This is a genomic window from Streptomyces sp. MK7 (assembly GCF_032658145.1).
GTDB lineage: Bacteria > Actinomycetota > Actinomycetes > Streptomycetales > Streptomycetaceae > Streptomyces > Streptomyces spiralis.
Genome location: NZ_JAVACL010000004.1, coordinates 245,591 through 260,138, shown reverse-complemented (window position 1 = coordinate 260,138; position 14,548 = coordinate 245,591). Strand labels below are relative to the sequence as shown.

The following is a 14,548-nucleotide window of genomic DNA, read 5'->3' as shown; positions in this document are numbered from 1 at the left end:
GGCCGCGGAGTTCGTGTCACCCGGGCGGCCGCCCGGGACGACGCGGATGGCGGGGTCTCAGCCCAGGCGCTCGACCAGCGCCCGGTACTGGTCCCACAGCTCCTTCGGGGTGTGGTCGCCGAAGGTGTTCAGGTGCTCGGGGACCAGGGCGGCCTCCTCGCGCCAGACGTCCTTGTCGACCGTGAGCAGGAACTCCAGGTCGGACTCGGACAGCTCCAGGCCGTCGGTGTCCAGCGACTCCCTGGCCGGCAGGATGCCGATCGGGGTCTCGACGCCCTCGGCCTTGCCCTCCAGGCGCTCCACGATCCACTTCAGCACGCGGCTGTTCTCGCCGAAGCCGGGCCAGACGAACTTGCCCTCGTCGTTCTTGCGGAACCAGTTGACGTAGTAGATCTTCGGCAGCTTGGACTCGTCGCCGTCGCGGGCGGCCGCCGTCCTGCCCATCTCGATCCAGTGGCCCATGTAGTCGCCCATGTTGTAGCCGCAGAACGGCAGCATGGCGAACGGGTCGCGGCGCAGTTCGCCGACCTTGCCCTCGGCCGCGGCGGTCTTCTCGGAGGCCACGTTGGCGCCGAGGAAGACGCCGTGGTTCCAGTCGAAGGACTCCGTCACCAGCGGCACCGCGCTGGCCCGGCGGCCGCCGAACAGGATCGCCGAGATCGGCACGCCCTTGGGGTCCTCCCACTCGGGCGCGATGATCGGGCACTGGGCGGCGGGGGTGGTGAAGCGGGCGTTGGGGTGGGCGGCGGGTTCGGCGGAGTCCGGGGTCCAGTCGCGGCCCTTCCAGTCCGTGAGGTGGGCCGGGGTCTCCGGCGTCATGCCCTCCCACCACACGTCGCCGTCGTCGGTGAGGGCGACGTTGGTGAAGACGGAGTTGCCCCACAGGGTCTTCATGGCGTTGGCGTTGGTGTGCTCGCCGGTGCCGGGCGCCACGCCGAAGAAGCCGGCCTCGGGGTTGATCGCGTACAGGCGGCCGTCCTCGCCGAACCGCATCCACGCGATGTCGTCGCCTATGGTCTCGACGGTCCAGCCGGAGATCGTCGGCTCCAGCATGGCGAGGTTGGTCTTGCCGCAGGCGCTCGGGAAGGCGGCGGCGACGTACTTGGACTCACCGGTGGGCGGGGTGAGCTTGAGGATCAGCATGTGCTCGGCCAGCCAGCCCTCGTCGCGGGCCATGACGGAGGCGATGCGCAGGGCGTAGCACTTCTTGCCGAGCAGCGCGTTGCCGCCGTAGCCGGAGCCGTAGGACCAGATCTCGCGGCTCTCGGGGAAGTGCGAGATGTACTTGGTGGAGTTGCACGGCCAGGGGACGTCCTCCTGGCCCGGCTCCAGCGGGGCGCCGAGCGTGTGCACGGCCTTGACGAAGAAGCCGTCGTCGCCGAGCTCGTCGAGGACCGGCTGTCCCATGCGGGTCATGGTGCGCATGGACACGGCGACGTAGGCGGAGTCGGTGATCTCGACGCCGATCGCGGAGAGCGGGGAGCCCAGCGGTCCCATGCAGAACGGGACGACGTACATCGTCCGGCCCTTCATCGAGCCGCGGAAGACCCCGCCCTTGCCGTCCGTGCCCTGGAAGATCTCCCGCATCTCGGCGGGGGCCTTCCAGTGGTTGGTGGGTCCGGCGTCCTGCTCCTTCTCGGAGCAGATGAACGTCCGGTCCTCCACGCGGGCCACGTCCGAGGGGTCCGAGGCCGCGTAGTAGGAGTTGGGGCGCTTGATCGGGTCGAGTTTCTTGAACGTGCCCTTCTGGACGAGTTCCTCGCACAGTCGGTCGTACTCGGCCTCGGATCCGTCACACCAGACCACGTTGTCCGGCTGCGTGAGTTCCGCGATCTCGTTGACCCATGAGATCAGGTCCTGGTGGTTGGTCGGAATGACGGGGGGAGCCGCGATGTCGCGCGCCACGATCGCTCCTAAATGAGGGGTTTTTGTCTTGTTCGCCCCGTGGGGGCTTCGACCCGGATGCTTCGCAGCCGCTCATCCGGTGCCGACCGCACTCATTTGATCATCCGACTACTGCGCCCATCTGTCCAGAGGGCCGCACAGGTGAGCAACGTGAGGAAGGCCACGGTTTCCGTGGTTCTTTGCGTCCACCTTGGGTTCAGCAGAAGGACTTTTTGCGTTCCGGGGCCTCTACGCGATCATCGGCCGCTCACGCTGCGCGCTCACACCCGACTTACGGTGACGTAGGTACGATGCCCCGCATGACTGCGTCCGCCTCCGACGCGCCCCTGGACAAGCCGGCCGGTGGCCGCGGTCCGGCGGCGCTCTCCCTCCCGCACCCGGTCAAGCCCAAGCTGCGCGGCTGGCTGCACCTGGGCATGTTCCCCGCCGTGCTCATAGCGGGCCTGGTGCTCACCGCGCTGGCCGACTCCACCCGCGGCCGGATCGCCTGCGGCGTCTACGTCCTGACCGCATGCCTGCTGTTCGGGGTGAGCGCGCTCTACCACCGGGGCAACTGGGGCCCGCGCCTGGGCGGCGTACTGCGGCGCCTGGACCACGCGAACATCTTCCTGATCATCGCGGGCACCTACACGCCGCTGACCCTGCTGCTCCTGCCCGGTGCCAAGGGCCAGTGGCTGCTGTGGGGGATCTGGGCGGCGGCCCTGGCCGGCATAGTCTTCCGCGTCTTCTGGGTCGGCGCCCCGCGCTGGCTCTACACCCCCTGCTACATCGCGATGGGCTGGGCGGCCGTGTTCTTCCTGCCGGACTTCCTGCGCTCCGGCGGCATCGCGGTCCTGGTCCTGGTGATCGTCGGCGGACTCCTCTACAGCGCGGGCGGCGTCGTCTACGGCATCAAGCGCCCGAACCCGTCCCCGCGCTGGTTCGGCTTCCACGAGGTCTTCCACTCCTTCACGCTGGCGGCCTTCGTGGTGCACTACGTGGGGATCTCCCTGGTCGCGTACCAGCACGCCTGACCCTCCGCACCCTCCGGCCCCTCACGCCCCTCCCGGCCACGGCTCGCACGAGCCGTGGCCTTTTCGTCGACCGCCCGCGGCTCAGCGTCGGACACGACGATCCTCAACTTGACCTCCTCCTGCGACCTGCTGGCCGAGGATTCTCCGCCTGCCGACGGTCACCCCGAGTGGGTGCTCATCGGCTTCGGATGAGTTCCTGGTTCCTCCCCACCGAAAGCGGGGGTTGCGCGCGCTGCCACGGCATGCCCTGGTCTTACGTGCGCTCCGCAGGCGTTCACTTGCGCCGTTACCGGCCCAAGGCCCCAGGTCCTGGGGTGGGTGGTGCTGTCACCGCGAGCATGCGGCGGCCTTCATGTCGAACGTTCTTACCCGCATTCCAGTCCCGGTCCTGCCGGACCTGACAGGCCGGGCAGGTCCAGGTGCGCACGTGCAGCGGCTTGGGGCCGTCCCGGAAGCCGCGGGCGGAACACGTCTGGGAACTGGGGAAGTCCCGGGCGACCCGAACAAAGTCCCGGCCACGCCGGGCCGCTTTGTACTCGCAGAACGCCAGGAACTGCGCCCAGCCCGCGTCGTGCACGCTCTTGGCCAGCCATGTACGCGCCAGTCCATTCACATCCAAGGTCTCCGCACAGACGGCTTGGTTGTCGCGCGTCAGCCCGTGGGACCACTGGTGGTGGAAGTTCCGGCGAGCGTCAGCTACGGCGGCGTGCGCGCGAGCGACTTTGATCCGCGCCTTGTCTCGGTTTTTCGAACCCTTCCGCTTGCGCGATAGCTCGCGCTGCCGCCTCTTTAGCTTTTTCTCCGCGCGCCGTAGGTACTTCGGCGAGGCGATGTGCGAACCGTCCGCGAGGACGGCAAACCGCGTAAGGCCCAGATCGATGCCCTGGTGATCGAGAAACGATCGGAGCGGGTGAACCGGGCGGTCTGCCGGTGGTCCTTCTTCGACTTGAACCGCGGCGGGGCGACCGTGGACCCCTTGCGCTTGCCGGTCTTCGAGTCCTCATGCGCCCTCCACGCCGCGTCCAAGTCCCGTAGCGCCTGCTGCAGCACACCGACCGGGCAGTCCGAGAGGAACGCCCGGTCTGCGGTCGCCTTCGCCTGAGTGATCAGCTTCTTGCCCAGCTCGGCGCTCTTCGGGATCTGCTGGTACGGGCCCTCGGCAAGGCGGCCCTTCGGGCTTCCGAGCAGTTTGTTCGACGCCTTGCGCGGCTTCTGGATCGCCAGGGCATCATTCCAGACCACGCGTCGGCACCCGAACACCCTGGCCGCGCGAAGGCACTGGCCGGGTGTCGGGGTGACGCGGTACTGGTAACGAAGCTGCACGTCGAACACCGTACGAGCCTGGTAGGGCAAACTCACCTGAAAGATCACATTCAGCTGAAACTGCCCTTTTCGACCAGGCGCCAGTTCGAGCCATAGCGCCCTTCCCGGATCCGCCCACCGCCGATGCCAGACAATGGCTCCATGACGCCCCCACGTACCTCTCCCCCCGCCGACCGCCCCCAGCTGGGACTTCGTGAGCGCAAGAAGATCAAGACCCGCGAGGCGATCCGCGACGCGACGTATGCGCTGATCAGGGAGCAGGGGTACGACGCCACGACGATCGAGCAGATCGCCGACCGGGCCGAGGTGTCGCCGTCGACCGTCTTCCGCTACTTCCCGACCAAGGAGGACATCGTCCTCACGGACGAGTACGACCCTCTGATGCTGGAGGAGTTGCGCACCCGGCCCGCCGACGAGCCCTGGATGGACTCCCTGCGGCACGTGCTCCGCATGTCCCTCGACGCGATGATGGCGGAGGATCCCGAGGCGGTCCGGATGCGGGCGCACCTCGGGATCCATGTCCCGGCCGTCCGCTCCCGGATGGTCGAGAGCATGTCGGAGACCGGGCGGATGCTCCGCGGGGCCCTCGCCGAACGCACCGGACTGGACCCGGACAGCCTCGACGTGCGCGTCTACGCCATGTCCCTCACCGGCGGCCTGATGGAGGTCTACATGCACTGGGCCGAGACCGGCTTCCAGGGCGAACTGAGCGACCTCGTGGACCGCGCCCTGGACGTCCTGGAACACGGCCTGCCCACCAAGAACGCCTGAGCCCCACGGCCCCGTCCGTGACATCCTGACCGGGTGAACGGTCCCGAGATCCATGTCGAGTTCGCCCCCGAGCTGGCCCTCTTCCTCCCGAACGGCCGGCGCCGGGGAGCCGGAGAGGTCCCGACCGACGGCGTCTCCTCCCTCGGCCACGTCGTGGAGTCGCTGGGCGTGCCGCTGACCGAGGTCGGGGCGCTGGTGGTGGACGGCCGCCAGGTGCCGCCGTCGTACGTCCCGGCCGCGGGTGACTTTGTGGCGGTGCGGCCGGTCGAACGCCCCCAGCAGGTTCCCGGCGCTCCCCTCCGCTTCCTCCTCGACGTCCACCTCGGCACCCTCGCCCGCCGCCTGCGCCTGCTCGGCGTGGACACGGCGTACGAGTCGACGGACATCGGCGACGCGGCGCTCGCCGCCCGCTCGGCGGCGGAGAAACGGGTCATGCTCAGCCGCGACCGGGGCCTGCTGCGCCGCCGCGAACCGTGGGCGGGCGCCTTCGTCTACAGCACCCGCCCCGACGAGCAGCTCCGCGACGTCCTCGACCGCTTCCACCCCGAGCTGCGGCCCTGGACCCGCTGCACCGCCTGCAACGGCCTGCTGAAGGAGGTCACCAAGGAAGAGGTCGCCGACCAGCTGGAACACGGCACTCAGCGCACGTACGACGTCTTCGCCCAGTGCCGCTCCTGCGGACGCGCCTACTGGAAGGGCGCCCACCACGACCAGCTGGAGGCGATCGTGCGGCGCGCGCTCACCGAGTACGCGGACGCGGACGCGGACCGCGGCTGACACCGGCCGGTGTGAGCCGCGCCGGCCGTTTCGACCGCGTCAGCCGCCGAGGGCGGCCCGCAGCCGCTCCGGGTCGGTCGTCGGCGCGTCGCAGGTGAAGTCGCGGCAGACGTACGCCGTCGGCGCGCCGTTGACGAGGGGCCGGTCGGCGAGCAGAGGGAACTCGTCGCTGCCGGGGACGCCGTAGGCGACCACGGCACCGGGGGCGGCGCCCAGAAGTGCCGTACGATGCAGGGCCCTCGCGGCCTCGTCGGCGAGCGAGGGGCCGACGACCGCGATCTCGCGCGGCCCGTCGAGCGCCGCCTCGGCGACGGCGAGCCCCCATCCGATGAAGCGCGGCACGCGCGGGCCGAGCGCCCGCACGACGCCCAGCGCCCGCTCCGCGGCGGTGCGGTGGGCTTCCGAGCCGGTGTGGGCGGCGTAGGCGAGCAGGGCGCCGGCGGCCGCCGTCCAGCCGGAGGGGGCGGCGTTGTCGGTGGGGTCCTGGGGCCGGCGGATCAGCTTCTCGGCGTCGGCGGCGGTGTCGTACAGGGAACCCGACTCCGGGTCGGTGAACCGGGCCAGGACGTGGTCGAGGAGCAGGCCCGCGAAGTCCAGCCAGACGCCCTCGCCGGTGACCGACGCCAGCGCCAGGAAGCCCTCGGCGACGTCGGCGTAGTCCTCCAGTACCCCGGCGTTCGCGCCGACGTGCCCGTCCCTGCTGGTGCGCCACAGCCCGGCGTGCTCGTCCATGTGCAGCCGCACGAGGAGGTCGGCCGCGCCGACCGCGGCCTCGACCAGGTCGGGCCGGTCGAAGTACGCGCCGGTCTCGGCGAGGGCGGCGATCGCCAGCCCGTTCCAGGCGGCGACGACCTTGTCGTCCCGGCCCGGGGCGGGCCGCTCGGCACGCGCGGCGAGCAGCCGGCGACGCACGGAGGCGATCCGCTCGGCATCGAACACGCCTTCCTGCTGCGGCAGTTGAAGCACGGAGGCTCCGTGCTCGAAGGTGCCCTCCTCGGTCACCCCGAAGTACTGGGCGGCGAGTTCGGTGTCCTCCGGACCGAGGACGTCGCGCAACTGCTCCGGCTTCCAGACGTAGTAGGCACCTTCCACATTCCTGCCCGTGCCGTCGTCACTGTCGGCGTCGAGCGCCGAGGCGAAGCCGCCCTCGCCGGTGCGCAGTTCACGGACCATGAAGTCCGCGGTCTCCAGGGCGACCCGGCGCGCGAGCCCGGAACCGGTGGTGCGCCACAGGTGGGCGTAGACACGGCACAGCAGCGCGTTGTCGTACAGCATCTTCTCGAAGTGCGGCACCACCCAGTCGCGGTCGACGGAGTAGCGGGCGAAGCCGCCGCCGAGCTGGTCGTAGATGCCGCCGCGGGCCATCCGCTCGCAGGTGTCCCGGGCCATCTGCAGGGCCCCCTCGGAGCCGGTGCGGGCGTGGTGGCGCAGCAGGAACTCGAGCACCATGGACGGCGGGAACTTCGGGGCCCCGCCGAATCCGCCGCGCTGCGGATCGTACTCACGGGTCAGCCCGAGCAGCGCCTGTCCCAGTTCCTCCGGGCCCGGCGTCCGGGTCCCGCCGAAGTCGATCTCCCGCTGGGCCAGGTCCCGCACGATCTTCCCGGCGACATCGCCGACCTCCTCCCGCCGGGTCTCCCAGGCCTGCCGCACGCCCTGGAGCACCTGCAGGAAGGACGGCATGCCGTGCCGGGGCTCGGGCGGGAAGTACGTACCGAAGTAGAACGGCTCCGCCTCCGGCGTCAGAAACACGGTCATCGGCCACCCGCCGTGCCCGGTGGCCGCCTGCACCGCCTCCATGTACACGGCGTCGACGTCGGGCCGCTCCTCACGGTCCACCTTGATGTTGACGAAGTGCTCGTTGAGGTAGTCGGCGGTGCCCTGGTCCTCGAAGGACTCGTGTGCCATCACATGGCACCAGTGACAACTGGAGTACCCGACGCTCAGCAGCACGGGCTTGTCCCCCCTGCGCGCCTCCTCGAACGCCTCCCCTGACCAGGGCCACCAGTCGACCGGGTTCCCGGCGTGCTGGAGCAGATACGGAGACGTCTCATGAGCCAGTCGGTTCGGCATACCCCCATCCTGCCTCACCCGCACCGGCCAGGCACGGAACGTGATCGCCGCCGGGCGGTACCGGACCGCCTCCACCGCCGTGATCGTCGCCCTCTCGCGTTCGTGGATGGCGCGAAGGACACTCGTAGGCACAGGAGTTGTCGCCGGAGGGGGACGGTTCATGCGGGACGGGCATCGGGTGGAGGCCGAGCGGTTGCTGGCTCGCGCCGTGGAGGAGGAGGTGCGGCGGTCGGGCGGCCGGGTGGACGGCGGGGTGCTGCTGTCACGGGCCCGGGCGGCCCTGGAGACCCTCGCCGAGCCGGCGGCCGAGGAGTACGAGGCGTACACCCGGGCACTGGACGAGGCGGCGGCCGGGCAGCTCACCTTCGCGCAGCGGTATGCGCGCGAGGGTGCCGGGACCACTCTGATGGTCGCGGTCGTCGCCGCGTTCGCCGCCGCCGTGGCCGATGCCGCCCTCGGCACCGGCCCGGGTACCGCCGTCGGCGCGGGCGCCGTGGCCGGCGTGGCCGGCGCGGCGGCCACCGTCGTGAAGGTGACCGCGGCGCATCTGCCCGCGGCCCACCACCGGGCGGGCGCCGCCGGTCAGCCCGGTGGCACCGAGCAGCTGCGGCTGCAGTGGCTGACCGCGCTGGAGGTGCGCGGGATCCGTCCCTTCCTCGATCAGCAACGCGTGCTCACCGCCTCCACGGCGCCGAAGAAGGCGGCGCCCCGGTTGCGCGGCACGGACAAGAGCGCGGCAGCCCGCAGGCGCAACGTGCTGGAACAGTCCTTCGGTCAACTGCCGCAACCGGACGGCGTGTTCGCCGGACGGCGGCAGGAGGTGGCGCGGATCCGGCAGTGGGTGCAGGCGGCCCGTGCCAGCAGCGAGACCCGGCCGACGGTCGTCGTGCTGCACGGCGCGCCGGGCTCGGGCCGTAGCACCCTCGCCGTCCGGGCGGCCCACGACCTCAAGGACCAGTTCCGCGGCGCGGTCGTCGTCGACCTGCGCGGGGACAACACGGAGGAGGCGCCGCTGACCACCCGCGAGGCCCTGCTGCATCTGCTGAACCGGCTCGGCGCGCCCCGCGAGCAGTTGCTGTTCCGTGAGCGGTCCCCCGCCGACCAGCAGGTCAAGCGGCTGGGCGAGCTGTACGACCAGCATCTGACGGGCCTGCCGGTGACGATCGTGCTCGACGACGCCCAGGACGCCGAGCAGGTCCGCGCCCTGATCCCCGAGCGCTCCGACAGCCTGGTCCTGGTGACGGCCCGCAGACCGCTGCGGCTGCCGGCCGAGCTGCCGGCGTGGGTGTACCAGCTGCCTGTCCAGGCCCTGGACGAGGCGGGCGCGGAGGAGCTGCTGGGCGCCGCGGCACAGGATGTCTCGGGGCCGTACGACGCGGAGTCCGCCGAGCGGATCCGCCGGCTGTGCGGTGGGCTGCCGCTGGCGCTGCGGATCGCGGGCTCCTCGCTCGGCCCGCGCTCGCCCCGCCAACTGGCCACGGATCTCGGGGCGTACGGGCCGGTGGAGCCCGTCGAGCGGGTGCTGTGGCTGCGCTACACCGACCAGCCGGAGCCGGCCCGGCGGCTGCTGCGCCGCCTCGCGCTGGCGGGCCGTACCTCGCTGGGCGCGGCGGCGGCCGCCGCGCTGCTGGCCACGGACGAGGAGGAGGCGTCCCGCCGGCTGGCGGAACTCGCCCGGGCGGGCCTGATCGACCATGTGCGGGGCAGCCGCTACCGGCTGCACGACCTGGTGCGGGACTTCGCCCACGCCCGGCTGCTGGACGAGGAGGACCCCGACGAGCGTACGGCGGCGCAGGAGCGGCTGATCGGGAACTACGCCGAGCTGGCCGACTCGGTACTGCGCCTGGTCGACGGCAACAACTCGACCCGCTCGGACCGCTTCAGCCCGCACGGCTTCACCTCGCTGGACGAGGCGCTGCGCTGGCTGGACGACGAGTCGAGCTTCATCACGGCGGCCCTGAAGCACGCGGAGGGCGTGGACCAGGCGGCCGTGCTGCATCTGCTGGGCGCGCTGTGCGACTACTGCCTGCTGCGCGGCGACCTGTACCGCCTGGGTGAGATCAGCGAGCTGACGCAGGCCGTCGACCAGGGGCTGCTGGTCCGCTCGGTGCAGTGGCGCACCGGTATCGCGGCCCGTCAGCTGGGCGAGCTGGACAAGGCGCGCACCACGCTGACGTCGGTGGTGGATCTGTACATGCAGGCCCATCACGACGCGGGCGCGGCCCGCGCGCTGAACTCCCTGGGGATCACCCTGCACCATCAGGGCCATCTCACGGAGGCGGCGGCCAGGCTGCGCGAGGCCCTGGAGCTCCAGGCGGCCGAGGAGCTGGCGACGGACCGGGCGTGGACGATGCACGCGCTCGCGGCGGTGGAACGGGACCGGGGGAACCTGACCCAGGCGCTGGACCTGCTGACGCGTTCGCTGGTGCTGCACCGCGAGGGCGACTCGGTGCACGGTGAGGCGTGGGCCCACTTCCAGCTGGGCCAGCTGGCGCTGCGACTGGGTGAGGTGGAGCGCGCGGAGGCCGATCTGGCGCAGGCCCTGGACCGTTACGGCCGTACGCGTGACGCCCGCGGCGAGGCGTGGGCGCTGACGCAGCTGGCGCGGGCCCGGCTGGTGGCCGGTGACGGCTCCGAGGCGGTGGACGGGCTGCGCCGGGCGGCGGCCCGGCACCGTGACAACGAGGACGCGCGCGGCGAGGCGTGGACGCTGTACCACCTGGGCCAGGCCCTGGAGGAGACCGGCGATCTGGACCGGGCGGTGCGCGAGCTGGAGCGGGCCCGCACGATGTTCTCCCGGATGCGGGACGTCTACGGGCTGGCGTGCGCCCGCCACCACTCGGCGCGGGTGACCCGCGATCAGCGGGCGGCGCAGACGGGTTCCCTGCGCAACTCCGGTTTCGCCCGCCAACTGCTGGCCGACGCGCGCGCCGACTTCCAGCGGATCGGTGTCGCCCACGGCGAGGCCTGGACGTGTCTGGAGCTGGCCGTGGTGGACGCGGGCAACGCCCGCACCCAGCAGGCGCTGGGCCTGTGCGACGAGGCGCTGGCCCTGTTCGCCTCCTACGGCGACCGCCGCGGCGAGGACTGGGCGCGTTTCCTGCGCTGCACGCTGCTGCCGTACGCGGCGCCCGGCGGGGTGGAGGTCGGCACGGCGGTCGCCCAGGAGGAGCTGTCCGCTCTGGCCCGCGCCGGTCATGCGCTGCGGGACGGCAAGCTGGAGCAGTACATCGACGCCTACCAGCTGCTGCTGGAACGCGGTGTCGACCTGGAGGCGGGCTGGCAGGCCTGGCGTCTGGGCATGGCGCCGGACCGGCACGCCCGCGAAGTGATGGGGGTGGAGGTCGCACGGGTGCGGGGGTGAGACCGCGGGCGCGGCACGGCAGCACGGCGTGACCCGTGTCACGCCGCAGGGTGGCGTGGCGTCACGTCACCCTGCGGGGTGACACGGGCACCGCACTCCAGTGCCGCGGCAGGCGACGTTTGCCCGTCAAGGAGCGGCGTCCGGTGCGTGCTCTCGCCGTGCCGGGTGCAAGCCCTCGTACTGGACGTCCCTGGGCTTGTGCCCGGTGCGGCGAGTGGGGGCACCTCCCACGCCGTCAAGGCAGTGGGGGAATGCCGGGCGTCGCGACGGGGCGAACGTTGCCCTGTTGCGGCACTAGGTGAGCAGGCGGGCGTGAGCCGCTGTGTCAGCCCTTGGAGGGCTGGGCCTTGCCGCCTCCCGGGGCGCCCTTGCGGGGCGGGTTCGTCTCGGTCTCCGGGGTCTCCTTGAAGTCCACCTTGCCCATGTGGCGGTTCATGGACTTCATCAGGCCCCACACGGCCAGGGCCATCACCGCGAAGACGATGAAGCCGAGGACGCCGGGGGTGACCTTGTCCTTGTCGAACTCGGCCAGAGTGACCAGGTGCGTCGTTGCCAGGCTCGCGCTTGCGCTCATGTCAGGCATTGTCCCTCAGGGCCGGCGGACGCCCGCAAAGAGGTCGTCCTCGGGGAGCGAGGTGTCCACGAGGGACTTCGCGAGCTCGTACTCCTCCGTGGGCCAGACCTCCTTCTGGATCTCCATCGGCACCCGGAACCAGCCGCCGTCGGGGTCGATCTGCGTGGCGTGGGCGATCAGCGCCTTGTCGCGGATCTCGAAGAAGTCGGCGCAGGGGACATGCGTGGTGAGCGTGCGGTCCTTGTGGCCGGACTTCTCCCAGCGCTCCAGCCACTCGCCGTAGGGGGACTCCAGGCCGCGGTCCAGCAGGGCCTTGTGCAGCGCCTCGGTGCGGGGGCGGTTGAAGCCCTGGTTGTAGTACAGCTTCAGCGGCTGGTACGCCGGGCCGTACTCCGCCTCCGGGTACTTCTCGGTGTCCGCCGCGCCCTCGAACGCCACCATCGAGATCTTGTGGGTCATGATGTGGTCGGGGTGCGGGTAGCCGCCGTTCTCGTCGTAGGTGGTGATCACCTGCGGGCGGAAGGCGCGGATCTTCCGCACCAGCTCGCCGGCGGCCTTGTCGACGTCCTCCATGGCGAAGCACCCCTCCGGCAGCGGGGGCAGCGGGTCGCCCTCGGGCAGGCCGGAGTCGACGAAGCCGAGCCACTCCTGAGTGACGCCGAGGATCTCCCGGGCCTCGTCCATCTCCCGCTTGCGCACCTCGTGGATGTGCTCCTCGATGTACTTGTCGCCCTGGAGCTTGGGGTTGAGGATGGAGCCGCGTTCTCCGCCCGTGCAGGTCACCACCAGCACGTCCACCCCCTCGGACACGTACTTCGCCATGGTGGCCGCGCCTTTGCTCGACTCGTCGTCGGGGTGCGCGTGCACGGCCATCAGTCGCAGCTGGTCAGTCAAGGCTCATTCCTCAAGGTCAGGTCGGTGCCCGGTGCCGGCGGGCATGAGCCGGCGCCGCCCCGGTGGGTGTCCGTCGTTGCGGGGCGGCGGCCGAGGGGCGCGCCGGGGCTTCTATAGTGACCGAATCGGGGGCGGAATAATTCCGGAGTACGGCTCCGCGAGCCCTTCGCGGGACGTGTGTCCCGCACCGGCCGAGAGGACGATCATGCGTACGGCGAGCACCCGGCTGCCCGAGGGCCGCTACGGCCGCTCCTCGGACGAGCGCGCCGATCACAAGCTCAAGATCACGGGCGCCGTCCTGGGCGCGGTCCTGCTCGCACTGCTCGGCTGGTTCGGCTACCACTACGTCACACAGAACGAGATCAGCGCACAGGTCGTCTCGTTCGAGACCTCGGACAACGCGGTGCGGGTCCATCTGGAGGTCCACAAGGACGCCGGCACCCGCGGCTACTGCACGCTGCGCTCGCAGGCGGCCGACGGCGACGAGGTGGGCCGCGCCGACTTCCGGTTCGACGAGCACGCCAAGCGGATCGACAAGGTCCTCACGCTGCGTACGACGTCCCGGGGGACGACCGGCGAGCTGCTGGGCTGCCACGCCGGCTGAACGCTCCGGTGCCCTCCGGAATACGTAGGCACTGACCTGCGTTGACGTGATTCTGAGGCTTATGTCCTCCCCCTTTCCCCGGTGAATTGTTAGGCTCGTGGTTTCGCCCATCCATGAGGGAACATTCTTCTGGGTAGGGCGATGCTTTGTATTCCCAGTACCGACGAGGAGCACCTGTGACCCAGACCAGCGAGAACGTCACCTGGCTGACCCAGGAGGCGTACAACAAGCTCAAGGACGAGCTTGAGTACCTTACTGGTCCTGCGCGCACGGAGATCGCCGCCAAGATCGCGGCCGCGCGCGAGGAGGGCGACCTGCGCGAGAACGGCGGGTACCACGCGGCCAAGGAGGAGCAGGGCAAGCAGGAGCTCCGCGTGCGCCAGCTGACCCAGCTCCTCGAGAACGCCCAGGTCGGCGAGGCTCCGGCGTCCGCGGACGGCGCGGTCGCGCCGGGCATGGTCGTCACGATCGCCTTCGACGGTGACGAGGACGACACGCTGACCTTTCTGCTGGCCTCGCGCGAGTACGCCAGCGCCGACATCGAGACCTACTCGCCGCAGTCCCCGCTGGGCTCCGGCGTGATCGGCCACAAGGTGGGTGAGGACGCGGAGTACGAGCTGCCGAACGGCAGGAAGGCCTCGGTGACGATCCTCAAGGCCGAGCCGTACACGGGCTGAGCACCCGCGCGTACACCCCTTCGACGAAGCCCCCGGCGCCCCGCTGAGCGCACCGGGGGCTTTGTCGTGACCGGCGTGACCGGCGTGACCGGCACGGGACAGCGCGCACACCGCGGCCGGGCGACCGCTGCCCTCGAGTTGCTGGTCACGGACACCGACCACATGCTGGGAGGGCGTTCCGCCGCCGAGCACGACGGGCCGGAGGGGCCGGGACGGGAGAGGCCGGATCGTCATGCCGAGCTGGACATCACCAGGACGAACGGCGCGGTGGAGCGGCTGCTGGAGATCACGGACAACCCCCGGCACCGGTTCATGCTCCAGGCCTACCACCGTCACCGCCATCTGGAGATCGCGGGGCGCTACGAGGAGATCTTCGCGCCCGAGATGATGGTGCACATGATCGCTTCCAGGATGACCGGCCACCGGTTCAAGCCGGGCAAGGTGCCGGCAGCCGCCGGGATGGAGGACGAGCCGGGCGTCGCGCGGCCGTGCAGTCATGAGGAGGGTGTCACCGGAGGCCGGTCTCTGTCATGATCCGCACCTCCGGGACCAGAGCGGCAGACATGTTCCTAT

13 protein-coding genes are annotated in these 14,548 nt (G+C 71.0%); 7 read left to right on the top strand and 6 right to left on the bottom strand.

Going from position 1 to position 14,548, the window contains the following annotated elements; all coding sequences use genetic code 11:
* Positions 1-57 precede the first annotated feature (57 nt).
* Positions 58-1,905 (bottom strand): phosphoenolpyruvate carboxykinase (GTP), encoded by a 1,848-nt coding sequence (locus tag R2S09_RS07920; protein WP_316740244.1) that lies wholly within the window; start codon positions 1,903-1,905, stop codon positions 58-60.
* 299 nt (positions 1,906-2,204) lie between these two features.
* Here R2S09_RS07920 and R2S09_RS07915 point away from each other — a divergent pair, with 299 nt between their 5' ends.
* The gene (locus R2S09_RS07915) at positions 2,205-2,918 is read left to right on the top strand and encodes a hemolysin III family protein (RefSeq protein WP_306186126.1); all 714 of its coding nucleotides are present in this window, start codon (positions 2,205-2,207) and stop codon (positions 2,916-2,918) included.
* Positions 2,919-3,204: 286 nt separating this feature from the next.
* On the opposite strand, the gene R2S09_RS07910 is transcribed toward R2S09_RS07915, so the two are convergent.
* Both R2S09_RS07910 and R2S09_RS07905 read right to left on the bottom strand, forming a co-directional pair.
* The gene (locus tag R2S09_RS07910; RefSeq protein WP_316740340.1) at positions 3,205-3,750 is read right to left on the bottom strand and encodes an RNA-guided endonuclease TnpB family protein; all 546 of its coding nucleotides are present in this window, start codon (positions 3,748-3,750) and stop codon (positions 3,205-3,207) included.
* Positions 3,708-4,250: a helix-turn-helix domain-containing protein gene (locus R2S09_RS07905; protein ID WP_316740243.1), complete on the bottom strand. Its 543-nt coding sequence runs from the start codon at positions 4,248-4,250 to the stop codon at positions 3,708-3,710. Before R2S09_RS07905 ends, R2S09_RS07910 begins: the two co-directional genes overlap by 43 nt.
* Before the next feature lie 132 nt (positions 4,251-4,382).
* On the opposite strand from R2S09_RS07905, the gene R2S09_RS07900 reads away from it, so the two are divergent.
* The gene (locus tag R2S09_RS07900; protein ID WP_316740242.1) at positions 4,383-5,012 is read left to right on the top strand and encodes a TetR family transcriptional regulator; all 630 of its coding nucleotides are present in this window, start codon (positions 4,383-4,385) and stop codon (positions 5,010-5,012) included.
* Between the two features lie 33 nt (positions 5,013-5,045).
* Positions 5,046-5,789: a Mut7-C RNAse domain-containing protein gene (locus R2S09_RS07895; RefSeq protein WP_306186129.1), complete on the top strand. Its 744-nt coding sequence runs from the start codon at positions 5,046-5,048 to the stop codon at positions 5,787-5,789.
* A 39-nt stretch (positions 5,790-5,828) separates the two neighbouring features.
* On the opposite strand, the gene R2S09_RS07890 is transcribed toward R2S09_RS07895, so the two are convergent.
* Complete coding sequence (locus R2S09_RS07890) at positions 5,829-7,862, bottom strand: thioredoxin domain-containing protein (protein ID WP_316740241.1); 2,034 nt, start codon at positions 7,860-7,862, stop codon at positions 5,829-5,831.
* Between the two features lie 160 nt (positions 7,863-8,022).
* On the opposite strand from R2S09_RS07890, the gene R2S09_RS07885 reads away from it, so the two are divergent.
* On the top strand, positions 8,023-11,226 hold the full coding sequence (locus R2S09_RS07885) for a tetratricopeptide repeat protein (protein ID WP_316740240.1): 3,204 nt from the start codon (positions 8,023-8,025) through the stop codon (positions 11,224-11,226).
* 325 nt (positions 11,227-11,551) lie between these two features.
* Here the strand turns inward: R2S09_RS07885 and R2S09_RS07880 are convergent, their stop codons facing one another.
* Together R2S09_RS07880 and mca are read right to left on the bottom strand one after the other, a co-directional pair.
* Complete coding sequence (locus R2S09_RS07880) at positions 11,552-11,809, bottom strand: hypothetical protein (protein ID WP_306186134.1); 258 nt, start codon at positions 11,807-11,809, stop codon at positions 11,552-11,554.
* A 6-nt stretch (positions 11,810-11,815) separates the two neighbouring features.
* Positions 11,816-12,694: a mycothiol conjugate amidase Mca gene (gene mca / locus R2S09_RS07875; RefSeq protein WP_306186136.1), complete on the bottom strand. Its 879-nt coding sequence runs from the start codon at positions 12,692-12,694 to the stop codon at positions 11,816-11,818.
* A 205-nt stretch (positions 12,695-12,899) separates the two neighbouring features.
* Here mca and R2S09_RS07870 point away from each other — a divergent pair, with 205 nt between their 5' ends.
* From R2S09_RS07870 to R2S09_RS07860, 3 genes are all read left to right on the top strand, one after another.
* Positions 12,900-13,298 carry a DUF4307 domain-containing protein gene (locus R2S09_RS07870; protein ID WP_316740239.1) on the top strand — a complete coding sequence of 133 codons (399 nt, stop codon included), beginning with the start codon at positions 12,900-12,902 and terminating at the stop codon, positions 13,296-13,298.
* Between the two features lie 176 nt (positions 13,299-13,474).
* Positions 13,475-13,975 (top strand): transcription elongation factor GreA, encoded by a 501-nt coding sequence (gene greA, locus R2S09_RS07865; RefSeq protein ID WP_306186140.1) that lies wholly within the window; start codon positions 13,475-13,477, stop codon positions 13,973-13,975.
* 75 nt (positions 13,976-14,050) lie between these two features.
* On the top strand, positions 14,051-14,509 hold the full coding sequence (locus R2S09_RS07860) for a hypothetical protein (protein WP_316740238.1): 459 nt from the start codon (positions 14,051-14,053) through the stop codon (positions 14,507-14,509).
* Positions 14,510-14,548: the final 39 nt, after the last annotated feature.